The sequence below is a fragment of the Brenneria rubrifaciens genome (assembly GCF_005484945.1).
GTDB classification, from domain to species: domain Bacteria; phylum Pseudomonadota; class Gammaproteobacteria; order Enterobacterales; family Enterobacteriaceae; genus Brenneria; species Brenneria rubrifaciens.
On the sequence record NZ_CP034035.1, the window covers coordinates 1,933,116 to 1,955,458 of the forward strand.

24 protein-coding genes and 1 other annotated feature are annotated in these 22,343 nt (G+C 52.9%); of the genes, 15 read left to right on the top strand and 9 right to left on the bottom strand.

Annotated features, from left to right (window positions below):
* Positions 1–16: 16 nt before the first annotated feature.
* Positions 17–607: a cob(I)yrinic acid a,c-diamide adenosyltransferase gene (gene cobO / locus EH207_RS08965; RefSeq protein WP_137713686.1), complete on the top strand. Its 591-nt coding sequence runs from the start codon at positions 17–19 to the stop codon at positions 605–607.
* A gap of 59 nt (positions 608–666) precedes the next feature.
* Here the strand turns inward: cobO and rluB are convergent, their stop codons facing one another.
* The 3 genes from rluB to rnm all read right to left on the bottom strand — a co-directional run bounded on the left by rluB (position 667) and on the right by rnm (position 3,362).
* Positions 667–1,551: a 23S rRNA pseudouridine(2605) synthase RluB gene (gene rluB, locus EH207_RS08970; RefSeq protein ID WP_137713687.1), complete on the bottom strand. Its 885-nt coding sequence runs from the start codon at positions 1,549–1,551 to the stop codon at positions 667–669.
* A 155-nt stretch (positions 1,552–1,706) separates the two neighbouring features.
* Positions 1,707–2,327 (bottom strand): L-threonylcarbamoyladenylate synthase, encoded by a 621-nt coding sequence (locus EH207_RS08975; protein ID WP_137713688.1) that lies wholly within the window; start codon positions 2,325–2,327, stop codon positions 1,707–1,709.
* A gap of 147 nt (positions 2,328–2,474) precedes the next feature.
* Positions 2,475–3,362, bottom strand: a complete 888-nt coding sequence (gene rnm / locus EH207_RS08980; protein WP_175413726.1) for an RNase RNM — start codon at positions 3,360–3,362, stop codon at positions 2,475–2,477.
* A 269-nt stretch (positions 3,363–3,631) separates the two neighbouring features.
* Positions 3,632–3,736 (top strand) — a sequence feature (Trp leader region).
* A gap of 27 nt (positions 3,737–3,763) precedes the next feature.
* Here rnm and EH207_RS08985 point away from each other — a divergent pair.
* From EH207_RS08985 to trpA, 6 genes are read left to right on the top strand one after another with little or no spacing between them, the layout of a single operon-like run.
* Positions 3,764–5,326, top strand: a complete 1,563-nt coding sequence (locus tag EH207_RS08985) for an anthranilate synthase component 1 (protein ID WP_137713690.1) — start codon at positions 3,764–3,766, stop codon at positions 5,324–5,326.
* Positions 5,326–5,904 (top strand): glutamine amidotransferase-related protein, encoded by a 579-nt coding sequence (locus tag EH207_RS08990; RefSeq protein WP_137713691.1) that lies wholly within the window; start codon positions 5,326–5,328, stop codon positions 5,902–5,904. The genes EH207_RS08985 and EH207_RS08990 overlap by 1 nt, the downstream gene beginning before the upstream one ends.
* 14 nt (positions 5,905–5,918) lie before the next feature.
* Positions 5,919–6,935 carry an anthranilate phosphoribosyltransferase gene (trpD, locus tag EH207_RS08995; protein ID WP_137713692.1) on the top strand — a complete coding sequence of 339 codons (1,017 nt, stop codon included), beginning with the start codon at positions 5,919–5,921 and terminating at the stop codon, positions 6,933–6,935.
* A gap of 7 nt (positions 6,936–6,942) precedes the next feature.
* Positions 6,943–8,319 (top strand): bifunctional indole-3-glycerol-phosphate synthase TrpC/phosphoribosylanthranilate isomerase TrpF, encoded by a 1,377-nt coding sequence (gene trpCF / locus EH207_RS09000; protein ID WP_377804947.1) that lies wholly within the window; start codon positions 6,943–6,945, stop codon positions 8,317–8,319.
* 43 nt (positions 8,320–8,362) lie between these two features.
* Positions 8,363–9,556, top strand: a complete 1,194-nt coding sequence (gene trpB, locus EH207_RS09005; protein ID WP_175413727.1) for a tryptophan synthase subunit beta — start codon at positions 8,363–8,365, stop codon at positions 9,554–9,556.
* Positions 9,556–10,362, top strand: a complete 807-nt coding sequence (gene trpA, locus EH207_RS09010) for a tryptophan synthase subunit alpha (RefSeq protein ID WP_137713694.1) — start codon at positions 9,556–9,558, stop codon at positions 10,360–10,362. Before trpB ends, trpA begins: the two co-directional genes overlap by 1 nt.
* 112 nt (positions 10,363–10,474) lie before the next feature.
* Here the strand turns inward: trpA and ompW are convergent, their stop codons facing one another.
* Complete coding sequence (ompW, locus tag EH207_RS09015) at positions 10,475–11,113, bottom strand: outer membrane protein OmpW (RefSeq protein WP_137713695.1); 639 nt, start codon at positions 11,111–11,113, stop codon at positions 10,475–10,477.
* A 285-nt stretch (positions 11,114–11,398) separates the two neighbouring features.
* Between ompW and EH207_RS09020 the strand changes: the two genes are divergently transcribed.
* From EH207_RS09020 to yciA, 4 genes are all read left to right on the top strand, one after another.
* Entirely contained in the window at positions 11,399–11,755 is a 357-nt protein-coding gene (locus tag EH207_RS09020) for a YkgJ family cysteine cluster protein (protein ID WP_137713696.1), read from the top strand.
* Between the two features lie 105 nt (positions 11,756–11,860).
* Entirely contained in the window at positions 11,861–12,613 is a 753-nt protein-coding gene (locus tag EH207_RS09025) for a YciC family protein (protein ID WP_137713697.1), read from the top strand.
* 195 nt (positions 12,614–12,808) lie between these two features.
* Entirely contained in the window at positions 12,809–13,372 is a 564-nt protein-coding gene (locus EH207_RS09030) for a septation protein A (protein WP_137713698.1), read from the top strand.
* A 61-nt stretch (positions 13,373–13,433) separates the two neighbouring features.
* A complete protein-coding gene (gene yciA / locus EH207_RS09035) occupies positions 13,434–13,859 on the top strand; it encodes an acyl-CoA thioester hydrolase YciA (RefSeq protein ID WP_137713699.1) in 426 nt (141 codons plus the stop codon).
* Between the two features lie 93 nt (positions 13,860–13,952).
* Here yciA and tonB read toward each other — a convergent pair whose 3' ends face one another.
* Complete coding sequence (gene tonB / locus EH207_RS09040; protein ID WP_137713700.1) at positions 13,953–14,711, bottom strand: TonB system transport protein TonB; 759 nt, start codon at positions 14,709–14,711, stop codon at positions 13,953–13,955.
* Positions 14,712–14,916: 205 nt separating this feature from the next.
* Here tonB and EH207_RS09045 point away from each other — a divergent pair, with 205 nt between their 5' ends.
* Both EH207_RS09045 and EH207_RS09050 read left to right on the top strand, forming a co-directional pair.
* The gene (locus tag EH207_RS09045; RefSeq protein ID WP_137713701.1) at positions 14,917–15,213 is read left to right on the top strand and encodes a YciI family protein; all 297 of its coding nucleotides are present in this window, start codon (positions 14,917–14,919) and stop codon (positions 15,211–15,213) included.
* Between the two features lie 194 nt (positions 15,214–15,407).
* Positions 15,408–17,069 carry a methyl-accepting chemotaxis protein gene (locus EH207_RS09050; protein WP_137713702.1) on the top strand — a complete coding sequence of 554 codons (1,662 nt, stop codon included), beginning with the start codon at positions 15,408–15,410 and terminating at the stop codon, positions 17,067–17,069.
* A gap of 58 nt (positions 17,070–17,127) precedes the next feature.
* On the opposite strand, the gene EH207_RS09055 is transcribed toward EH207_RS09050, so the two are convergent.
* On the bottom strand, positions 17,128–17,304 hold the full coding sequence (locus EH207_RS09055; protein WP_137713703.1) for a YciY family protein: 177 nt from the start codon (positions 17,302–17,304) through the stop codon (positions 17,128–17,130).
* Positions 17,305–17,499: 195 nt separating this feature from the next.
* Between EH207_RS09055 and cls the strand changes: the two genes are divergently transcribed.
* The gene (gene cls, locus EH207_RS09060) at positions 17,500–18,960 is read left to right on the top strand and encodes a cardiolipin synthase (protein ID WP_137713704.1); all 1,461 of its coding nucleotides are present in this window, start codon (positions 17,500–17,502) and stop codon (positions 18,958–18,960) included.
* 56 nt (positions 18,961–19,016) lie between these two features.
* On the top strand, positions 19,017–19,340 hold the full coding sequence (locus tag EH207_RS09065) for an HI1450 family dsDNA-mimic protein (protein ID WP_137713705.1): 324 nt from the start codon (positions 19,017–19,019) through the stop codon (positions 19,338–19,340).
* 54 nt (positions 19,341–19,394) lie between these two features.
* Here EH207_RS09065 and oppF read toward each other — a convergent pair whose 3' ends face one another.
* The 3 genes from oppF to oppC are packed head-to-tail and all read right to left on the bottom strand — an operon-like array spanning position 19,395 to position 22,335.
* The gene (gene oppF, locus EH207_RS09070; protein WP_137713706.1) at positions 19,395–20,423 is read right to left on the bottom strand and encodes a murein tripeptide/oligopeptide ABC transporter ATP binding protein OppF; all 1,029 of its coding nucleotides are present in this window, start codon (positions 20,421–20,423) and stop codon (positions 19,395–19,397) included.
* Positions 20,420–21,415, bottom strand: a complete 996-nt coding sequence (gene oppD, locus EH207_RS09075; protein WP_137713707.1) for an ABC transporter ATP-binding protein — start codon at positions 21,413–21,415, stop codon at positions 20,420–20,422. Before oppD ends, oppF begins: the two co-directional genes overlap by 4 nt.
* A gap of 11 nt (positions 21,416–21,426) precedes the next feature.
* Positions 21,427–22,335 carry an oligopeptide ABC transporter permease OppC gene (gene oppC, locus EH207_RS09080; protein WP_137713708.1) on the bottom strand — a complete coding sequence of 303 codons (909 nt, stop codon included), beginning with the start codon at positions 22,333–22,335 and terminating at the stop codon, positions 21,427–21,429.
* Positions 22,336–22,343: the final 8 nt, after the last annotated feature.

Genomic DNA, 22,343 nt, shown 5'->3' on the forward strand with positions numbered 1-22,343 from the left:
CAGACGAGATTACCTCATGAGCGACGAACGTCACCAACAGCGCCAGCAACGCATTAAAGAACGCGTCGATGCCCGTGTTGCTGCGGCCAATGAAATACGCGGTATTTTGATCATCTTTACCGGGAATGGCAAAGGGAAAACCACTGCCGCCTTCGGTACGGTGACACGCGCCGTCGGACATGATTTGCGCGCAGGCGTTATTCAGTTTATCAAAGGCGAATGGCCAAACGGCGAGAAAAATCTGCTGCAAAAACACGGCGTGGAATTTCAGGTTATGGCCACCGGCTTTACCTGGGAAACCCAGAATCGCCAGACCGATACCGATGCGGCATTACAAGTCTGGCAGCATGGCAAACGAATGCTCGCCGATCCACAATTGGATCTGGTGGTACTGGATGAGCTGACTTACATGATCAGCTATGGTTATCTGCAACTGGATGAGGTGGTTGACGCGCTCAACCATCGCCCTGACGGCCAAACGGTGATTATCACCGGACGCGGCTGCCACCGGGATTTACTGGAGATGGCCGATACGGTAACCGAAATGCGTCCGGTCAAACATGCGTTTGAAGCGGGGATCAAGGCACAGCAAGGGATCGATTGGTAAACACGCCGTCAGGTGTGATCCCTGACTCCACAGGGATCACACCCAATTACGGATGGAAGTTACCTGCTACGCTTTGGTTTTGGTGACGATCGTCTGGCGGGCGCCGACGAAATCTGGCTGTGACGTTTTACCGCGCGCCGAATTTGATTCGCTTTAACCCGACGACGTTCCCGCTCGACAGGCAGTTTGGTCACGGTTTCTGGCGGCAGTTGCACCAGTTCGCGCAGGTAGTTGAGATCGTTCAGCGCCATTTCCGTCCAACCGCCCCGCGGCAGACCTTTAGGCAATTGAATATCGCCGTAACGTACGCGGATCAGGCGGCTGACTTGAACGCCGACCGCTTCCCACAGGCGGCGAACCTCACGGTTACGCCCTTCTGTCAGCGTCACGTTATACCACTGGTTAAGTCCTTCGCCGCCTTGATAGCGAATAGTACGAAATGACGCTGGGCCATCCTCCAACTGCACGCCTTTGCTGAGCTGTTTGATCTTTTCATCATTGATTTCGCCGAAGACGCGCACCGCATATTCACGTTCAACTTCATGGCTGGGATGCATCAGGCGATTGGCCAGTTCTCCATCGGTGGTAAACAGCAATAACCCCGAGGTGTTGACGTCAAGACGGCCTACCGCCACCCAGCGGGAACCGTGGATTTTCGGTAACCGGTCAAAGACGGTAGGACGACCATCCGGGTCGCTGCGCGTACACAGTTCTCCCTCCGGTTTGTAATAAATAAGCACGCGGCACACCGTTTCTTCGGTTTCTTTAACGGAAATCACATGACCGTCAATACGGATTTTGGTGGCTTTAGTCACGGTGACACGATCACCCAACGTGGCAATTTTGCCATCGACGCTAACGCGCCCTGCCTGAATGATACCTTCAATTTCACGACGCGAACCGTGACCTGCGCGCGCCAGTACTTTTTGTAGCTTTTCGCTCATTGAGCAACCTCTGAGTGCCGCCTTCCCAGGCGTCGGGGGGAGTCATAACTCGCTGTTAAAATTCAACGAATGACGGAAAATAATCAATTACAGGAAAAAACGCTCGCGAGATTATACAGAGATTCGCGTCATTTGTATGCCGATTCAACCAACGGCTACCGAAATGGTGTCACATCCCCGGTGCCTTCACGAATGATCTGCGGCGACGATTCGGTTAAATCGATAACCGTGGTGGGCTGCTGTCCCAGAAAACCGCCGTGAATAATCAAATCCACCTGTTTGCCCAGCATTTCCTGAATCGCTTCTGGATCGGATTCGGCAAAATCATTGCCCGGTAACATCAGCATGGTGGACATTAGCGGCTCATTCAGCACCGCCAGCAACGACAGCGCGATGGGGTTGGACGGCACGCGCAGACCAATCGTCTTGCGCTTTTCGTTCATCAGGCGGCGCGGAACCACTTTGGTCGCTTTAAGAATAAAAGTGTAGTTGCCCGGCGTATTGTTTTTAATCAGGCGAAACGCGGCATTATCGACATAGGCATAGGTCGATAGTTCAGACAGATCGCGACACATCAGCGTGAAATTGTGGTTGCTATCCAGCGAGCGAATACGGCAGATACGCTCCATCGCACTCTTGTCGCCCAGCATGCACCCCAGTGCATAACCGGAATCGGTGGGATAAACGATGACGCCGCTTTTATGCAGAAAATCCACGGATTGCGCAATCAACCGCGGTTGTGGATTCTGCGGATGGATATAAAAAAACTGACTCATGAAACTACCTCGTGCTTCTGAAATGCCGGTGTACGCCTTCAGCGCTCCGCGTAATCGGACTTAATCGCGGATCGTGATAATTTAGATCGTTGTTACTTTAAGGCACGTTTATTTCAACACGCTATTCGCGTGAAGATGCCGGGCCAGCTAGTTGGATAGCGCCGGGTGTTGCCAGACGGGGTCGACATTGGCAGGCAGCCACAAATTCCGCCCCAATTCAATCCAGGCGCAAGGCTGATGAAAATCGGACCCTTGCGACCCCATCAGGTGAAAATCTCTGGCATAGCGCGCCAGTTGCGTTCGCTCATCGGGCGCCTGCTGGCATTGCGCCATTTCCATCGCCTGCCCGCCGTCACCGGCAAACTCGGTTAACAGGCGTTTCAGCCATTTGGCCGTTAAATCGTAACGCCCTGGATGAGCCAGTACCGAAACGCCACCAGATTGATGAATGACATCAATCGCTTGCTTTATTGTACACCACTGGGGCGGAACGTAACCGGTTTTCCCCCTCGCCAGATATTTCCTGAATACCTGGTTAATATTCTGCGCCACGCCAATCTCTACCAGATAACGGGCAAAATGCGCGCGGGTGATCTGACCGCCCGTGGCCAGGCGACTCGCCCCGGCCAGCGCATCGTAAACGCGGGCTTTTTCGAGCCGGATAGCGATTTGCTCGGCCCGATCCTGCCGGGACTGCGCCTGTAGTTGCAACAGCGAACACAAGGCTGGGTGTTCGATATCCATGCCCAATCCCACGATATGAATTTCATGATTTTCCCACTGCGTGGAAATCTCCACGCCAGAAATCAGTCTGAGCGGCAAGCCCTGCTGCTCAACCGCACGCCGTGCTTCCGCCACTCCGCCGGTGGTATCGTGATCGGTGATAGCCAGTACGTTCACGCGCCTTTCCACCGCTCGGGCGACCAGTTCGGCAGGCGTTAATAGACCATCCGATGCGGTGGTATGGCTATGCAGATCGTAGAGTGGAAATGACGACAATATTGATTGATATTCTTCCGGCACAACGCTATCCATGACTGGCAATGTACGTTCGTCACCCGTTTAAGCAGGCGTAAAACGTTGGCAACAAAGCGGCATGATGCCATTAACCCACCCAAAAGGGTAAATAAGATTCGTTTCCCCACCGCTTGGTGCGGCGTTAACCGGACCACTTTCAGGTCCGATTAAATAATCTTATTCCAGTTGTTGACTTTTGCTACGCGGACTAGTTAACTAGTACACAAGTTCGGCACACCGATAGTGAGAAGATGATAATGGCGATGCAGATGCAACAAATGACGAAACGTGGTTGGTGGCGCTCTTCCCTGTCGCGGGTGGAGTAATCACGCATAGCTGTTATTACAACATGCAGATATTCTCAGGCCCGCTTACCCAGCGGGCTTTTCTTTTGGACAAAATAATAGGGACAGCAATAAATGCCAACAACAAAACCAAAACTTGAACTGCTGCGCGCTGAGGCCGTCTACCGCAGCGATCCAAGCGCGATCTTCCATCAACTGTGCGGCGCCAGGCCGTCGACGCTGCTGCTGGAATCCGCAGAAATTGACAGCAAAGAAAATCTACAAAGCCTGCTGATCGTCGATAGCGCACTGCGTATCACCGCACTGGGCCCGCAGGTTTCCGTACAGGCGCTGACGGCAAACGGCGCGGGCCTGCTCCCCTTGCTGGACGCCGCGCTGCCAGCCGAGGTCATCAACGAACTTCGTCCGAATGGGCGCGAACTGACATTCCCCGAGGCGGATACGCTTCAGGATGAAGATGCCCGCCTGCGTTCACTGTCCGTCTTTGACGCTTTGCGGCAAATTCTGACGCTGGTGGACAGCCCGAAAGATGAGCGTGAAGCCATGTTTCTCGGCGGACTGTTCGCTTATGACTTGGTCGCCGGCTTTGAATCACTGCCGGCGTTGAGTCAGCAACAACGCTGCCCGGATTTCTGCTTCTATCTGGCGGAAACATTATTGATTCTCGACCATCAAAAACAGGTCACCAAACTGCAAGCCAGCTTGTTTACGCCGGATAACGCCGAGCGGCAGCGGCTGCAACACCGTTTGCAACAGTTGCAGCAGCAGTTGACTCAACCGGCACCCGCGCTGCCGCGCCAATCAATCGAAAGTATGGCGCTAAACTGCAATCAGAGCGATGAAGCCTTTGGTGAAGTGGTCAGCCAGATGCAACAGGCTATTCGCCTTGGCGAGATTTTCCAGGTGGTGCCTTCGCGCCGCTTCTCTCTGCCCTGCCCCTCGCCGTTGGTGGCCTACCAGACGCTGAAAGACAATAATCCCAGTCCGTATATGTTTTTCATGCAGGATCAGGATTTCACGCTATTCGGCGCCTCGCCGGAAAGCTCATTGAAATACGATGCGGACAGCCGGCAGATCGAAATTTACCCGATTGCCGGCACACGCCCCCGCGGTCGCCGAGCGGATGGCGCGTTGGATCGCGATCTCGACAGCCGTATCGAACTGGAAATGCGCACCGATCATAAAGAGTTGGCGGAACACCTGATGCTGGTTGATCTGGCGCGCAACGATCTGGCGCGAATCTGCGAGCCAGGCAGCCGTTATGTCGCCGACCTGACCAAAGTCGACCGCTATTCTTTCGTCATGCATCTGGTTTCCCGCGTGGTCGGTCGGCTACGGGAAGATTTGGACGTGCTGCACGCCTACCGCGCCTGCATGAACATGGGAACGCTGAGCGGCGCGCCGAAAGTCCGCGCCATGCAGCTTATCGCCGAGAGCGAGAAAAGCCGCCGCGGCAGCTATGGCGGCGCGGTGGGGTATTTCACGGCGCATGGCGATCTCGATACCTGTATCGTTATCCGATCCGCCTATGTTGAAGATGGCATCGCCACGGTTCAGGCGGGCGCCGGGGTCGTTCTGGACTCGGATCCACAGGCGGAAGCCGATGAAACCCGTAATAAGGCCCGGGCGGTACTGCGGGCCATTGCCAGCGCGCACAATGCAAAGGAGATGTTCTGATGGCCGATATCCTACTACTCGATAATATTGACTCATTCACCTACAATCTGGTGGATCAGTTGCGCGCAAGCCAACACAACGTGGTGATTTACCGTAACCGGATACCTGCCGATGTGATTATTCAGCACTTGCAGCACATGGAAAACCCCGTCCTGGTGCTTTCCCCCGGCCCCGGCACCCCGGCGGCTGCCGGCTGTATGCCGCAGTTGCTGCAGCATCTGCGCGGCAAATTACCGATTATCGGCATCTGTCTCGGTCATCAGGCCATCGTTGAAGCCTACGGCGGTCATGTCGGTCAAGCGGGCGAAATCCTGCATGGCAAAGCTTCCGCTATCGAACATGATGGTTCCGGCATGTTTAACGGCCTGCCATCTCCCCTGCCGGTCGCCCGTTATCACTCGCTGGTTGGCAGCAAGATCCCCGCCACGCTAACCGTCAACGCCCGCTTTAACGACATGGTCATGGCCGTGCGCAATGATGCGGACCGCGTTTGCGGTTTCCAATTTCACCCTGAATCAATTTTAACCACCCACGGCGCGCGTCTGCTCGAACAAACGCTGGACTGGGCTTTGGCTTAAGGAAAGATGCGATCATGCAAAATACATGTCCATTACAAGATACATTGGAAAAATTATACCGGGCTGAAACCCTCAGCCGCCAGGAAAGCCAGGATCTGTTTACCGCCATCATTCACGGTGAACTGGAGGCCGGCCAACTGGCGGCGGCGCTCATCAGTATGAAAGTTCGGGGCGAACACCCGGATGAAATCGCAGGCGCGGCGGCGGCGTTGCTGGCCGATGCCCAGCCGTTCCCCCGCCCGGATTATTTGTTTGCCGACATCGTCGGCACCGGTGGCGATGGCACCAACAGCATTAATATTTCCACCGCCAGCGCTTTTGTCGCAGCCAGTTGCGGACTGAAGGTCGCCAAACACGGCAATCGCAGCGTATCCAGCCGTTCAGGGTCATCCGACCTGCTGGCGGCGTTCGGCATTAAACTTGACATGCCGGCGCAGACCGCGCGTCAGGCGCTGGATGATTTGGGTGTCTGTTTTCTGTTCGCCCCGCAGTATCACCTGGGGTTCCGCCATGCGGCGCCAGTGCGCCAGCAGTTGAAAACCCGCACGGTGTTTAACGTGCTGGGCCCCCTGGTCAATCCGGCCCGGCCTCCGCTGGCGCTGATTGGGGTTTATCGCCCGGAACTGATTCGGCCCATCGCGGAAACGCTGCGTATGCTGGGCTATCGACGCGCCGCCGTGGTTCACGGCGGGGGGATGGATGAAGTCGCCGTCCATGCGCCCACGCAGGTTGCCGAGCTGAATAACGGCCAGATTGAAACTTACCAACTGACGCACAAGGATTTCGGTTTGGATAGTTATCCGCTATCGTCATTGCAGGGCGGAACGCCTGAAGAGAACCGTGATATTCTGACATCTCTGCTACAAGGTAAAGGCGAGCGCGCGCATGGCGCCGCCGTTGCCGCCAACGTCGCACTATTAATGCGGTTGTTCGGACAAGAGGATCTGCGTCAGAATGCGCAACAGGCATTAGAAGTCATGCAGAGCGGACAAGCTTATCAGCGTGTTATCGACCTGTCCGCCAGAGGATAAAGCAGCCATGCAGGAAACGCTTCTGAGTAAAACGATTCTGGGTAAAATCGTGCGTGATAAAGCCTTATGGGTTGAAGCGCGTCAGCAAAAACAGCCGCTGTCTACCTTTCAACACGAGATCGTGCCAAGTCAGCGTGATTTTTATCGGGCGCTGCAACAGAGTAAACCGGCGTTTATTCTGGAGTGCAAAAAAGCCTCGCCGTCAAAGGGATTGATCCGTGAGGATTTCGACCCCGGCGCCATCGCACAGGTTTATCAGGACTATGCCTCGGCCATTTCCGTGCTGACCGATGAGAAATACTTTCAGGGGGATTTCGCGTTTCTGCCGCAGGTCAGCGCAGCGGTGCCGCAACCGGTACTGTGCAAAGATTTCATCATTTCACCCTATCAGATTTTTCTGGCGCGCTACTATCAGGCGGATGCGATCCTGCTGATGCTATCGGTGCTTGATGATGCGCAGTATCGACAGTTGTCCGACATCGCCCACAGTCTGAAATTGGGCATCTTGACCGAAGTCAGCAATGAAGAAGAATTACAGCGGGCGATCAAGTTGGAAGCCCGTGTGGTGGGGATCAACAACCGCGATTTGCGCGATTTGTCTATCGATCTCAATCGTACCCGGACGCTGGCGCCGCGCCTGCCTTCTGGCGTGACCGTTATCAGCGAGTCAGGCATTAATCGTTATGGGCAAATCCGCGAGTTGAGCCGGTTTGCCAATGGTTTCCTGATTGGCAGCTCGTTAATGGCCGAACCCGATCTGACTCTGGCGGTGCGCCGCGTCATTTTGGGTGAAAACAAAGTCTGTGGACTCACCCGTCCAGAAGACGCGCTGGCGGCTTATCGTAGCGGTGCGCTGTACGGCGGTCTGATTTTTGTGGACGCCTCTCCACGCCGTATTGATCCGGCACAGGCGGAAACCGTGATCGCAGGGGCTCCGCTTCGCTATGTTGGCGTGTTCCGCGATGCGCCCGTTGACGAGATTGCCAACATCGCCGGACAACTTGGATTAGCGGCCGTTCAGCTACACGGGCAGGAAAGCCAACAAACCATCTCACAACTTCGTCAGCGGTTGCCCGCGTCTTGCCAAATCTGGAAGGCGTTGAGTATTAAAGGGGCGTTTCCCCCTCTCGACCAGTTGCATGTCGATCGCTATTTACTGGACAACGCTCAGGGCGGCAGCGGTCAAGCGTTTGACTGGTCAGTGCTTGAGGGGCATTCACTGGACAATGTCATGCTGGCCGGCGGTTTGAATCCCGAAAACTGTACGCGAGCGGCGCAACTCGGCGCAATGGGGCTGGATTTTAATTCTGGCGTGGAAAGTCAGCCCGGGCAGAAAGATCCCAATAAAATTTCGGCGGTGTTTAAGGCGCTGCGCACGGTATAAACCCGCAACACCGCTCACGGTTAAACGAATAAAAGACAGGAATATTATGACGTTACTTAATCCTTACTTTGGTGAATTCGGCGGACGGTATGTTCCGCAGATCCTCATCCCGGCACTGCGCCAACTGGAGGAAGCCTTTGTCAGCGCTCAGCAAGATCCTGATTTCCAAGCTGAATTTCTCGACCTGCTGAAGAATTATGCGGGGCGTCCAACGGCATTGACCTTATGTAAAAATCTGACGGTCGGCTCGCGCACCAAACTATACCTGAAACGAGAGGATCTGTTGCACGGCGGCGCGCACAAAACCAACCAGGTTCTCGGTCAGGCGCTGTTGGCCAAACGGATGGGAAAAAGCGAAATCATCGCCGAAACCGGCGCCGGTCAGCATGGTGTCGCCACCGCGCTGGCCTGCGCCCTGCTGGGGCTGAAATGTCGCGTCTACATGGGCGCCAAAGACGTTGAACGCCAATCGCCGAACGTTTTCCGCATGCGCTTGATGGGGGCGGAAGTGATCCCCGTACACAGCGGCTCTTCCACCCTGAAAGACGCCTGCAACGAAGCGCTGCGCGATTGGTCCGGCAGCTACGAAAATGCGCATTATCTGCTGGGCACCGCGGCTGGGCCACATCCCTACCCGACGATTGTACGCGAGTTCCAGCGCATGATCGGTGAAGAAACCAAAGCCCAGATGCTGGAAAAAGAAGGCCGCCTGCCGGATGCGGTTCTGGCGTGCGTGGGGGGCGGCTCCAACGCCATCGGCATGTTTGCCGACTTCATTGATGAAACCGCAGTTCGCCTGATTGGTGTCGAACCGGCCGGGCTGGGCATAGAGACGGGACAGCACGGCGCACCGTTGAAACATGGCCGCGTGGGTATCTACTTTGGTATGAAATCGCCCATGATGCAAACCACTGACGGGCAGATTGAAGAATCCTACTCCTTGTCCGCCGGTCTGGATTTCCCTTCCGTCGGGCCGCAGCACGCTTACCTGAACAGTATTGGCCGCGCGGATTACGTTTCGATCACCGATGACGAAGCGCTGGACGCTTTCAAAGCGCTTTCCCGTCACGAAGGGATTATTCCGGCGCTGGAGTCATCCCACGCGCTGGCCTACGCGCTCAAGATGATCAAGGAAGATCCGAAGAAAGCGCAAATACTGGTGGTCAACCTGTCTGGCCGCGGTGACAAAGACATATTTACCGTTCACGATATTCTGAAAGACCGGGGAGAAATTTAATGGCGCGCTACCAACATCTATTCAAACGCCTGGCTGATAAAAAAGAAGGCGCCTTTGTCCCCTTTGTCACGCTTGGCGACCCCTCTCCCGAGCAATCATTGAAGATTGTCGATACGTTGATTGCCGCCGGCGCTGATGCGTTGGAACTGGGCGTCCCGTTTTCGGACCCGCTGGCGGACGGCCCAACCATTCAGGATGCTACACTCCGCGCGTTTGCAGCCGGTGTAACGCCCGGCCACTGTTTTGAAATGCTGGCGGCTATCCGGCAGAAATACCCGGATGTGCCTATTGGCCTGCTGATGTACGCCAATCTGGTGTTCAGTAACGGTATTGACGCGTTCTATCAACGCTGCGCGGACGTTGGCGTTGATTCCGTTCTGGTTGCCGATGTCCCGGTGGAAGAGTCCTCCCCTTTCCGCGCGGCGGCTCAACGTCACGGTATCGCGCCGATCTTTATCTGCCCGCCTAACGCCGATGACGATCTGCTGCGCGAAGTTGCCTCGTACGGACGGGGCTATACCTATCTGTTGTCCCGCGCAGGGGTTACCGGTACGGAAAAGCGCGCTCAATTGCCACTGCATCACCTTGTGGCCAAATTGCGCGAGTATCATGCCGCGCCTCCCCTTCAGGGATTCGGGATTTCTGAACCATCACAGGTGCGTGAATCACTCTCGACAGGTGCGGCAGGCGCCATTTCCGGCTCCGCCATTGTGCGAATCATTGAAAAATATCAGCATCAGCCCGTTGAAATGCTGAGTCAGTTGCACACGTTTGTCAGCGAGATGAAAGCCGCGACGCGTTCGTAAGTCGAAAGCATTAAAAAACGGCGGATTTTTAACCGCCGTTTTTTTTTATCGCACCATAAATAATGATGATGGCAGCAACTAAAAAAACAGGCATGTTGCCATTTCATTAAGATCAGAACCGATACCCAACACCGAACATAAATACCCACGGGTCCAAACGGGTGCTTACGATTTGCTGCTCGCTCCCGGCTTTGAATTTCACATCCGTATCAATATCCATCCACCAGAGAGACATATTCAGCAACCAGTTTTCATCCAGGTCATAATCCAGCCCCGCCTGAGCAGCCAGCCCCCAAGAATTTTTCAGGCTCAGATCGCTCAAGCCCGCATTTTTACCTCTTTGATTGAATTTTTCATCATAAAACATGGTGTAGTTCACCCCGACCCCAAGATAAGGACGAAGCTTGTCTGCTTTTTCACCGAAGTAATACTGTGCGACCAGCGACGGCGGCAAGTGACTGACTTCCGCAATAGTGCCCCCCACGCTGTCTAACCCGACCTTATGGGTGAAGGGCGTGGCGGCCAGCAGCTCTACACCGATGTTGTCGGTGACCATATAACTAAATGTTAAACCTAACTGCGTGTTGTTATCGACCTTGAACGAACCCAGGCTACCCATCACGTTATCAGACCCTTCCACCGGGCGAACCGTTGCTGTTCCGCCACGAACAATGAAATCACCCGCTTGGTGTGCCTGTACGAATGATGGCACCAATGCCGCTGCCAGTAATAAGAAAGACGCCTTTTTCATTATCCACTCCCTTTATATGGTTTAAAAATGCGAGCGAAATATACCTCTCCGCAGGCATTCTTGTTTTAAGCCAGATCACATCTTTCAAAGGTTTTTTGCAAAAAACAATACACATCAATTATCGATAAGCCATTAAAAAAGAAAGAATTGATCCACATCAAAAACCGACATAAACCCATTAAATGCGCTTCAGGCAAATGACACTGCCTATAATCCCGTTTAAGGGGTAAATTTTTACTCTTTCTAATAGGATTCAATACCGGTCAACAGCGGTGGTAAAACCAAATGAGTGATAACATCTGCATGCACTGCGGCGCCTGTTGCGCTTATTTCAGGGTGTCTTTTTACTGGGCCGAAGCCAACGATGGCGGAGGTTCTGTCCCTGTGCTGCTCACCGAACCGCTTTCCCCTTTTCTACGCTGCATGGCGGGAACCAATAGCAAACAACCTCGTTGCACGGCATTAGAAGGAGATATTGGCGAATCCGTCCGGTGTTCCATTTACACTCATCGCCCTTCGCCTTGTCGTGAGTTCATGCAGTCCGGGGACAATGGCCAGCGCAACGAGGCTTGCGATCGTGCGCGGATGCATTACGGATTACCGCCATTGACGGCGACGTCTGAAATTCAAACCAAAGAGTGACAATTAAATGACTCTGTCACCGGGCGGACGGGGTGCCACAGGATAGCGTAACAGGGTACAATCAGCGGCTAAAACCGATTGATCATTTTTCCTCAAGGAGTTTGCATGCCTATCACGGCTAACACTTTGTACCGTGACACAATGAATTTTACACGCAATCAGTTCATCAGCATTCTACTGATGGCGCTGCTGACCGCGTTCATTACTGTCATCATGAATCATGCTATGTCCCCAGGTAATGAAGATCTACAGATCCTACAAAATACAAGCAGCGACCTGTCTTCCTCTGTGGAACTGGGGATGATGGATTTAATCCAGCAAATGACGCCGGAACAACAGCGCGTACTGCTGAAAATGTCGGCAGCGGGCACATTCTCAGCCCTAATCGGTAACGCCTTGCTTACCGGCGGTATTCTGATGTTGATTCAGATGGTGTCCGCAGGGGACCGCACCAGCGCATTACGCGCCATTGGCGCTTCCGCGCCGGTTTTACCCCGGCTGTTCCTGTTGATTCTTCTCTGCACGCTGCTGATTCAGCTCGGTATGTTGTTTTTAGTCATCCCCGGCGTCCTGCTGGCCGTCGCCCTGAGCTTATCGCCGGTGATTGCCGTAACGGAGAAGCGCGGCGTATTCAGTGCTGTTAAAATCAGCGCCAGGCTTGCCTACAGTAACTTTAAAGTCACCGCGCCGGCGGTGATCTTTTGGCTATTGACCAAAATTGCCATTTTGCTGTTGGTAACCAAACTGCACATGCTGTCTCCCACCGTAACGGCCGTGATCTTGAATGGTCTGAGCAATCTGGTTTCCGCGGTTTTGCTGATCTACCTGTTCCGTCTTTATATGCTGCTGCGTTCTTGATATAACGGCGTGCCGCACACTTTGCGGCACGCTTTTCCCCTTTGCCGCCCATGGCGGCAGAAAGTGCCCAATCGTAATTTTCTGCAAATTATTACGATATCTCGGGAACAGTGCACCACAATAAAGGATAATGTCTTGGTTATCAGATGGCCTTCTGGTCATCACCAATTAATTGTTAAGTGACGGATTGACATAATGAAGCAGCTTCTTGATTTTCTTCCACTGGTCGTTTTTTTTGTTGTTTACAAACTGTACGACATCTATATCGCCTCCGGCGCCCTGATCGCGGCTACCGCGTTGGCGCTGGTCGTAACCTGGTTTGTGTACCGGAAAGTAGAAAAAATGATGCTGGCCACTTTTGTAATGGTCGCTATTTTCGGAACGTTGACCCTGGTATTTCATAACGATCAGTTCATTAAATGGAAGGTCACCATTATTTATGCCATGTTTGCTATCGCGCTGTTGGTGAGTCAGTTCGTCATGAAGAAAACGCTGATCCAGAGAATGCTGGGCAAAGAGCTAACCCTGCCGCATGCAGTGTGGGGAAAACTCAACTTCTCCTGGGCTATGTTCTTTCTGGCATGTGGATTACTAAACATTTATATTGCGTTCTGGATGCCACAAAGTGTGTGGGTTAATTTTAAGGTCTTCGGCCTGACAGGATTCACCCTACTGTTTACTTTGATCTGCGGCATTTATATTTACCGGCACTTACCCAGTGACGAGCAAAAGTCAAAGGAACAGGAAAACGGGCATTAACCGTGCCAGCCTGATAAACACGCAGTGACTTTATAATTCAACCAAACTGATTGATACCGTAATGAGCAAACAAGACGTGTTACCCCATGGAGAATTAGTCCTTCGTACGCTGGCAATGCCTGCGGACACCAATGCGAACGGGGATATTTTCGGCGGTTGGCTGATGTCACAGATGGACATTGGCGGCGCCATTTTAGCAAAAGAGATTGCGGAAGGTCGTGTGGTGACAGTCCGGGTGGACGGTATGTCGTTCTTAAAGCCGGTGGCGGTTGGCGATGTGGTGTGTTGCTACGCCCGTTGCCTGCATACCGGTCGTAGTTCCATTAACGTCAATATTGAAGTGTGGGTGAAAAAAGTGTCATCAGAACCCATCGGTCAACGTTATCGGGCCACGGAAGCACTGTTTACTTATGTCGCGGTTGATGAAGAAGGACGCCCGCGCGAACTCCCCGTTGGCAAAAGCAACTTTAATCCAGGTGAGGCGTGAACCCCCACTCAACCCATTGCGCATCCTCCGTCAGATAACATACAAAAAGAGCCGCTGAGCGGCTCTTTTTGTGAATGACTCTTTTAGACGCCATTACTCAATAGCTGCCCCGCCATCAATTCTAAAGACGAACGTGACTACCAGATCTTTACCGGGTTTATTGGCTTCATAACGCCATTTCCTCATGACCTGCTTAATCTCGCGTTCAAACATATTACGCGGTTGTGCGGAGAGCACTCGAACGTTGTCAACCCGGCCGGAACCATTGACGTCAAATTGCATTTTCACCCTGCCCTCCACCCGCAACGCAAAGGCGCGAGCCGGATACTGTGGCTGAGCGCGGTTCAGCGGCCTGGGGCCGGTAGACTGAGCGCTCGCCGAAGGCGTTGGCGCCTGCTGGACAGGCGCATTATCGACACTGCGGACCGGCGTTTCACTGGTAAATGGAGAAGGCGGTTGTTTCTCAACGACGCGTTCACGCTTGACGGGTTTCGGTTCCTCGGCCTTTTTCACCGGTTTCGGTTTCGGTTTCGGCTTGGGTTTCGGTTGAGGCTTGGGTTCCGGCAAGGGGACCGGCTCCGGTATCGGTTCTGGCTCCGGCTCCGGCTCCGATACAGGTTCAGACGTCGGTTCCGGTTCCGGTTCAACAGGAGCCGGTTTTGCTGCCGGTGCTGCTTCAAAAGCAGCCGGATTTACCATCACCACACTGATAGGTTTAGATTCCTGAGGCAGTTCAATAGCATTATTGAATGACGTGTACAGCAAGGCTGCAATCAGCAAACCGTGGATGCTCACTGAAAGTAAAAATGGCCATGAATAACGGCGGGTAACGAGAAACGTTGTTTGCGGCATCGTATGTCTTTATCCTCTTATGCCGCTCAAGTTTAAATGCAAATAGCAATCATGTTCAATAACAACCCGGGCAATTGTTAAAAAAACAAATTCAGGGTGAACGAGCATCTCTGCTCCGCTTGCATAACGATATGCTTGTCCTGATATTATCATCACGTATGCTGATTCATCTCTCCGTTTCACTTTCCTGTTTGTGAGGTTTTTTATGCTCTATGTTGTTTATGCTGAAGATAACATCGATTCGCTGGAGAAACGTCTGGCGTCAAGGCCCGATCATCTCGCCCGTCTTAAGCAATTACACGATCAGGGGCGGTTGCTGACCGCGGGTCCGACACCGGCAGTAGACAGTGAAAACCCCGGAGAGGCTGGCTTTACCGGTTCCGTGGTCATTGCGGAATTCGATTCTCTGGACGATGCGAAATCATGGGCCGAAGCCGACCCCTACATTGCGGCGGGGGTTTACCGCCACGTACTGGTCAAACCCTTTAAAAAAGTATTTTGATTTCCGGCTGGAACATGGCTATCACCTGCTTGCCCCGCGATAGCCATGATACCTTTCATTGCTGGCGGAGGAGGGAGTGCCGCCATCAAATTACGTAAGCTTGCCCCTCCCCCTTCTCTTGCTAAAAGCTGAAATATTTTAGTCATTTGGCCATGATAGTTTGAAAGCTATTTTTTAGTAGAGAGCCAAACTACATGTTAACGTCCATTACTTCACATATTGGCATCCTGAGGAAAAACCGTCGCCGTCGGTTGGGTATCCTTTCCGGTTTACTGCTCGTCATCGGGCTATTTTCTTTATTGCAACTGGTTTCGGTAAGCATTCTTTCCCGAACCATGACGCAGGTTAAATCAGATATTTCCGCCAATGAAAACCTGCGCCAACAACAGGCGCTGATGGATAAAACCCGAATGGCCGTGATGAATGCCAGTGACAAATTGAACCGCGCCGGCATTTACCTGCTGGTAGATAAAGAAACGGGTTCAGAAGGCAGTTGGCATAGTCTGATGGATGAAGCCGAGGAGTCATTGACGCAGGCGCAGGCAAATTATCAATTACTGGAAAAGTCCTCGACTGACCTTGCTGATGCACAGACGCTGAATGAACTGAAAAATAGCTATAACCTGCTATATAACGGGCTGGTTGAATTGGCCCAGGGCATAAAAACCACCAACAGTATCGATATTTTCTTTGCCATTCCCATTCAGGCGTATCAAAACGATTTCACCCAAAAATACTCAAGCTATTTGCAAAGCAACGACGCATCACAGAAACAGCACGGACAACAATTTCTGGCGTCCCTTGATCGCGCACAGTTGATATTCATTGTTGTGCTGAGCGTCTTGCTGGGGGTCGCCATCACCGTCTGGTTAGGTGTGAACCGTATTATCATTCGTCCGCTGACACGTATTATTCAACATCTTCAACACATCGCGGCAGGCGATCTGTCGCAATCCATCCCTCTGGATAAATCCGGCACGCGGGAGATAAACCAATTACATGGCAGCGTTATCCAAATGCAAGATGGACTGGTTGAGCTGATTAACCGCGTCCGCCAGAGCGTGGACACTATGCTGAGCCAGGTTGATAAGGTCGCCCTGGACAATCAGGCGCTATCCGAACAGGTCATCAAGCAGTCCCAGGAGTTGAAAGCCACGACAGAGCATATTATTCAGTTGAGCCAGCACCTCGAACAAAACGCCGATCATACTCATCAGGCCAGCTTGCATGCCAACGATGCCAGCGATATCGCGCTTCAGGGTGAAACCATGATGGATGAAGTCAAAGCGGCCATGTCGGACATCACAGGCAGAACACGGGAAATGACGGAAGCGATCGGCATGATTGAAAATGTCGCCTTTCAGACACATATTCTGTCCTTGAACGCGGCGATTGAAGCCGCTCACGCTGGCGAGATGGGACGCGGTTTTTCCGTGGTCGCCCGCGAAGTGGGCACGCTGGCGTCACAAAGCAGTCATTCGGCGCAAAATATTAATGCGCTCATCCGGGATTCAGACCGCAGCGTTGAATCCGGCACCCTGTTGGTAAAAAAACTGAATGACAGCCTACAGGAAATTATTCATGCCGCGAAAGGCACCAGTACGTTTTTAAACGAAATATCGGAAATATCGCACCAGCAAAGCCAGAGTATTCATGAGGTTACCAACCGCATCAGCACGCTAAATGACAGCGTTCGACGGAATGCGGATCAGGTTGAAACCTCGGCATCGACATTCTCATCCCTGCTGGCGCAAACCGAGCAACTCAGTGCGAGCGTTTCTCTGTTTCAGTTGCCCTGCGACGAACAAACACCATCCCAAGAAACCGATAGCACATTACTGCCCGCGTTATCCTGATATCGCGAAGAAGAGTTGCAGAAGCGTTGGCTTTCTGCAACTCGCATTTTCCAGGCAATCACCATCCATAAGTCAGTGCATATAACAATGCCCGCCGCTGATGCTTTTGTTGCAAATAGCGGGCGTAATGAACATGGCGATAAGTTCTCGATTGCGCCTCCAGCCAGCGGATTCTCCGACGCTGGGACTGGCGCAACATCCGCCAACGGCTCACTTCATTCCGACTACGTTTCATGCGTGTCACCCTTCTTCCGGCAACTGACGCTAAACAGTATAGTTCTTTCCTATCACGCGCCAAACAACATTCAAATTTTTCCGAATAGGCAAACCGAAAAACGCGCTATTTTATTCAGAGTAAAGGCGTTTCCCCTTTCATAAAACTATGCGTACACTTTATCAATAATTTATGTAAGGAACCTGTTACGCCATTATGACAACATTTTATACCGTAATAAGTTGGTTGCTTGTTTTCAGTTACTGGTTGCTGATCGCGGGTGTCACGCTGCGTATTCTGATGAAACGCCGGACGGTGCCGTCAGCCATGGCCTGGTTGCTGGTCATTTATATCCTGCCACTTGTCGGTATTGTTGCTTATCTCTCCTTTGGTGAATTGCATTTGGGTAAGCGCCGGGCAGAACGCGCCAGCAGAATGTGGCCCTCCACGGCAAAATGGTTGCGCGAGTTGAAGGAGTATCGGCGAATTTTCGCCACGGAAAACAGCGAAGTCGCCAGTGCATTATTTCAACTGTGTGAACGGCGTCAGGGTGTTGGCGGCGTCAAAGGCAACCAGTTGCAACTGCTCACTACCTTTGATGACACCATCAAGGCGCTGCTACGTGATATCAATCTGGCCCGCAACAACATTGAGATGGTGTTTTATATCTGGCAACCCGGCGGATTGGTCGACCCCATCACCAGCGCGCTGATTGCAGCCGCTCGTCGCGGCGTGAATTGTCGCATCTTACTCGACTCGGCAGGCAGTGTTTACTTCTTCCGCAATCGACACCCTGAACTGATGCGTACCGCCGGGATCAAAGTGGTGGAGGCATTGAAGGTCAACTTATTCCGCGCCTTCCTGCGGCGTATGGATTTGCGCCAGCATCGTAAAATTATCCTGATCGATAACCGTATCGCCTACACCGGCAGCATGAATATGGTCGATCCGCGCTTTTTTAAGCAGGACGCCGGTGTCGGCCAATGGGTTGATCTGATGGCGCGGATAGAAGGTCCAGTGGCGACGACGCTGGGTATTATCTACTGCTGTGACTGGGAAATGGAGACGGGCAAACGTCTTTTGCCTCCGCCCCCTGACGTCAACATGATGCCGTTTGAACAGGAGAGCGGTCACACCATTCAAGTGATTGCTTCCGGGCCGGGATACCCGGAGGAGATGATTCATCAGGCGCTGTTAACCTCAGTCTATTCCGCACGCAATCAACTGATCATGACCACCCCCTACTTCGTGCCCAGCGACGACCTGCTGCACGCCATCTGTACCGCCGCGCAGCGCGGTGTGGATGTCAGTATCATTGTGCCCTACAAAAATGACTCGGTGCTGGTAGGCTGGGCCTGTCGCGCTTTCTTTACCGAACTGCTGGACGCTGGTGTGAAAATTTACCAGTTCAAAGACGGGCTGTTGCACACCAAGAGTGTACTGGTCGATGGTCAGTTAAGTCTGATCGGCACCGTGAATCTCGACATGCGTAGCCTGTGGCTGAACTTTGAAATTACGCTGGTCATTGATGATGCCGGTTTTGGCGGCGACCTGGCCCATGTACAGGAAGACTATATCGCTCGTTCCACCTTACTGAACGAGTCCCAATGGCAAACCCGCCCTTACTGGCAGCGAATTGTCGAGCGGCTGTTTTACTTTTTCAGCCCCCTGCTATAAATACGGCTTTTGCCGTGTTCTAATGACGCGATTACGTATCAACTGGAATAGCTTTTATGGACTTGAATAATCGTCTTACCGAAGACGAAGCGTTGGAACAGGCTTATGACATTTTTCTGGAACTGGCCGCAGATAACCTCGATCCGGCAGATATTCTGCTTTTTAACCTGCAATTCGAGGAGCGAGGCGGCGCCGAGCTATTCGATCCGGCTGAAGACTGGGCCGAACACGTTGATTTCGATCTGAACCCTGACTTTTTCGCTGAAGTGGTGATTGGACTCGCCGAACAGGAAGGCGCAGACATCACCGATATTTTCGCCCGCGTACTGATTTGCCGGGAAAAAAACCACAAACTCTGCCATATCCTGTGGAAAGAATAAGTCATTACCTCGTCACGCCAAAAAAAGACGTCCCTCGCAAGGGACGTTCAACATTCAGTTCTCTGCTTCTACCGACAGCAACGCCTGTGGATCAACCTTCAAGCAGGATACAGCGTGAGAAAAGCTGCCCTCCAGAACGGGTCTGGTTTTTGAACATTCCGGTCCGGCGATGGGGCAACGCGTGCAGAATACACACCCCGACGGCGGATTGATCGGGGAAGGCAGTTCCCCTTCCAGCAACTGTATCTGTTTGTTTGCTTCTTTATCAGGGTCAGGGATCGGCACGGCCGACATCAGCGCCCGCGTATAGGGATGTTGAGGATTATGGTAAACCTGGCGATAGGTTCCCAACTCCACCGCATGCCCCAGATACATCACCAGCACCCGATCGGATATGTGCTTCACCACCGACAAATCATGTGCGATAAAAATCAGCGACAGCCGCATCTCGCGCTGTAACTGCTTCAACAAGTTCACTACCTGTGCCTGAATAGACACATCCAATGCTGAAACCGGCTCGTCACAGATAACCAGTTTCGGTTCCAGAATCAGCGCGCGTGCAATACCAATACGCTGACACTGCCCGCCCGAAAACTCATGGGGATAGCGGTTAATCAGGTTAGGCAGTAACCCGACTTTAAGCATCATTTCTTTAACGCGATCTTTTACTGCCTGACGCGTCAATTCCGGGTGATAAGTTTTCAACGGCTCGGCAATAATTTCACCGATGGTCATTCGCGGATTCAGCGAAGCCAACGGGTCCTGAAAAATCATCTGGATATCGCTACGCGCCTTATGCCATTCCCGGTGATCCATACCCAGCAAATCTTTCCCCAGCCAGGTCACCTTCCCCCCAGTGGCTTCAACCAGTCCGATAATCGCCCGAGCCAGGGTGGATTTGCCGCAGCCGGACTCGCCCACCACGCCGAGCGTTTCCCCTTCTTGCAACCGGAACGTGACGCCATCCACCGCTTTCAATGTTTTAGCCGGTTGCCAAAACCATTGTTTTTCATCTCTGATGTTGAAATGTACTTTCAGATCGGCGACTTCCAGCAGTGCCGTTTTTCCCGAAGAATTGTTCATAGCACCTCCTCGACCGCTCTGAAGCAGGCGCGCAGGCGACCGTCATCAAAGGGCATCAGCGCCGGCGTGTTGTGGCATACATCCATGGCATAAGGGCAACGGGGCTGAAACGGACATCCTTTCGGCAAGCGCTGCAAATTGGGCGGATTGCCGGGGATCGTCGCCAATGTCTCTTCTTCGGCGTCCAGACGAGGAACTGCGTTCAGCAATCCGATGGAATAAGGATGACTAGGTTGATAAAAAATCTGGCGCGCCGAACCATATTCCATCGTGCGCCCCGCATACATCACCAGCACCTTATTACAGATGCCGGCCACCACGCCCAGATCGTGCGTAATCATAATGATGGCGGTATTAAACTCACGCTTCAATTCATTGAGCAACGTCATAATTTGTGCCTGGACCGTCACATCCAGCGCCGTTGTAGGCTCATCGGCGATTAACAGTTTAGGCCGGCACAGCAGCGCCATTGCAATCATGACGCGCTGGCGCATCCCGCCAGAAAACTCATGGGGATACATTTTCATCCGCTTGCGCGCCTCGGGCATTTTTACCGCATCCAGCATTCTGACCGACTCTTCAAAGGCTTCGCTTTTACTGAGCTGCTTGTGCAGCATCAGGACTTCCATCAGTTGCTCTCCCACCCGCATATACGGGTTCAGCGACGTCATCGGGTCCTGAAAGATCATGGCGATTTCCTCCGCCCGCAGTTTATTGAGTTGTTGCTGCGGCAAATTCAGGATCTCTTTGCCGCGAAACAGCGCAGAGCCGGAAATATGACCATTTTTAGCCAACAGCCCCATCAGCGCAAAGGCGGTCTGAGACTTACCGGAACCCGATTCGCCAACAATACCGAGCGTCTCCCCGGCATTCAGCGTGAAATTAAGATCATTTACCGCCGTCACTTCACCATCCTGCGTATGAAACGTCACGCGTAGATCCTGAACGCTGAGGAGGGCCCCATTCTCACAGGCTGAATTAATCCTGTTCATACAACGACTCCTTAGCGATCTTTCGGATCGAGGGCATCACGCAAGCCATCACCGATAAAATTGAAACAAAATAGCGTCGCCACCAGAAACGCCGCGGGATAAAACAGCAACCAAGAAGCGACTTCTATTGAATTAGCACCATCATTCAACAATGCGCCCCAACTGCTCAACGGTTCCTGGGTGCCTAACCCCAAAAAGCTCAGGAAAGATTCAAACAGGATCATGCTGGGCACCAACAGTGATGCATACACCACCACCACACCCAGCACGTTCGGCACAATATGGCGAATCACGATACCGCGGGTCGATACGCCGGAGACCATCGCCGCCTCAATGAATTCTTTACGTTTCAGACTCAGTGTCTGACCACGCACAATACGCGCCATATCCAGCCAGGACACCATGCCGATTGCCACGAAGATCAAAAACATGTTCTGCCCAAAAAAAGTCACCAGCAGGATGACGAAAAACATGAATGGAAATGAGTTGAGAATTTCCAGCAGACGCATCATGACCGAGTCGACTTTCCCGCCCAGGTAACCAGACAACGCGCCGTACAGCGTGCCGACCACCACGGCCACCAACGCCGCCGCGACGCCCACCATCAGCGAAACCCGCCCGCCAATCGCCACTCGCACCAGCAGATCGCGACCGGAAGAGTCGGTGCCAAAATAGTGCCCAGAGGTCATATCGGGAGCGGAAGACATCATGCCCCAGTCCGTATCCGCATAGTTAAAGGGGGACAACATCGGCGCCGCAATCACAAACAGCGTGATTAATCCCAGCACAAACAGGCTGGCAAGCGCGGCCCGGTTATGAATAAAGCGTAGCCGGGCATCCTGCCAGAGACTGCGCCCTTCAATCTCGATCTGCTCACTGAAATTTTCCAATGCCTTAATCTCTTTTCGATGCCAAAACATAACGTCCC

Coding starts and splice junctions, on each gene's coding strand:
- tonB (WP_137713700.1), bottom strand. CDS start 14,711: ATGCCGCAAACAACGTTTCTCGTTACCCGCCGTTATTCATGGCCATTT.
- rnm (WP_175413726.1), bottom strand. CDS start 3,362: ATGGATAGCGTTGTGCCGGAAGAATATCAATCAATATTGTCGTCATTT.
- EH207_RS09055 (WP_137713703.1), bottom strand. CDS start 17,304: ATGAAACGTAGTCGGAATGAAGTGAGCCGTTGGCGGATGTTGCGCCAG.
- yciA (WP_137713699.1), top strand. CDS start 13,434: ATGAGCAAACAAGACGTGTTACCCCATGGAGAATTAGTCCTTCGTACG.
- EH207_RS09045 (WP_137713701.1), top strand. CDS start 14,917: ATGCTCTATGTTGTTTATGCTGAAGATAACATCGATTCGCTGGAGAAA.
- EH207_RS09050 (WP_137713702.1), top strand. CDS start 15,408: ATGTTAACGTCCATTACTTCACATATTGGCATCCTGAGGAAAAACCGT.
- cls (WP_137713704.1), top strand. CDS start 17,500: ATGACAACATTTTATACCGTAATAAGTTGGTTGCTTGTTTTCAGTTAC.
- oppF (WP_137713706.1), bottom strand. CDS start 20,423: ATGAACAATTCTTCGGGAAAAACGGCACTGCTGGAAGTCGCCGATCTG.
- trpCF (WP_377804947.1), top strand. CDS start 6,943: ATGCAGGAAACGCTTCTGAGTAAAACGATTCTGGGTAAAATCGTGCGT.
- cobO (WP_137713686.1), top strand. CDS start 17: ATGAGCGACGAACGTCACCAACAGCGCCAGCAACGCATTAAAGAACGC.
- EH207_RS09065 (WP_137713705.1), top strand. CDS start 19,017: ATGGACTTGAATAATCGTCTTACCGAAGACGAAGCGTTGGAACAGGCT.
- EH207_RS09020 (WP_137713696.1), top strand. CDS start 11,399: ATGAGTGATAACATCTGCATGCACTGCGGCGCCTGTTGCGCTTATTTC.
- EH207_RS09025 (WP_137713697.1), top strand. CDS start 11,861: ATGCCTATCACGGCTAACACTTTGTACCGTGACACAATGAATTTTACA.
- ompW (WP_137713695.1), bottom strand. CDS start 11,113: ATGAAAAAGGCGTCTTTCTTATTACTGGCAGCGGCATTGGTGCCATCA.
- EH207_RS08985 (WP_137713690.1), top strand. CDS start 3,764: ATGCCAACAACAAAACCAAAACTTGAACTGCTGCGCGCTGAGGCCGTC.
- oppC (WP_137713708.1), bottom strand. CDS start 22,335: ATGTTTTGGCATCGAAAAGAGATTAAGGCATTGGAAAATTTCAGTGAG.
- trpD (WP_137713692.1), top strand. CDS start 5,919: ATGCAAAATACATGTCCATTACAAGATACATTGGAAAAATTATACCGG.
- EH207_RS09030 (WP_137713698.1), top strand. CDS start 12,809: ATGAAGCAGCTTCTTGATTTTCTTCCACTGGTCGTTTTTTTTGTTGTT.
- trpA (WP_137713694.1), top strand. CDS start 9,556: ATGGCGCGCTACCAACATCTATTCAAACGCCTGGCTGATAAAAAAGAA.
- oppD (WP_137713707.1), bottom strand. CDS start 21,415: ATGAACAGGATTAATTCAGCCTGTGAGAATGGGGCCCTCCTCAGCGTT.
- EH207_RS08990 (WP_137713691.1), top strand. CDS start 5,326: ATGGCCGATATCCTACTACTCGATAATATTGACTCATTCACCTACAAT.
- EH207_RS08975 (WP_137713688.1), bottom strand. CDS start 2,327: ATGAGTCAGTTTTTTTATATCCATCCGCAGAATCCACAACCGCGGTTG.
- rluB (WP_137713687.1), bottom strand. CDS start 1,551: ATGAGCGAAAAGCTACAAAAAGTACTGGCGCGCGCAGGTCACGGTTCG.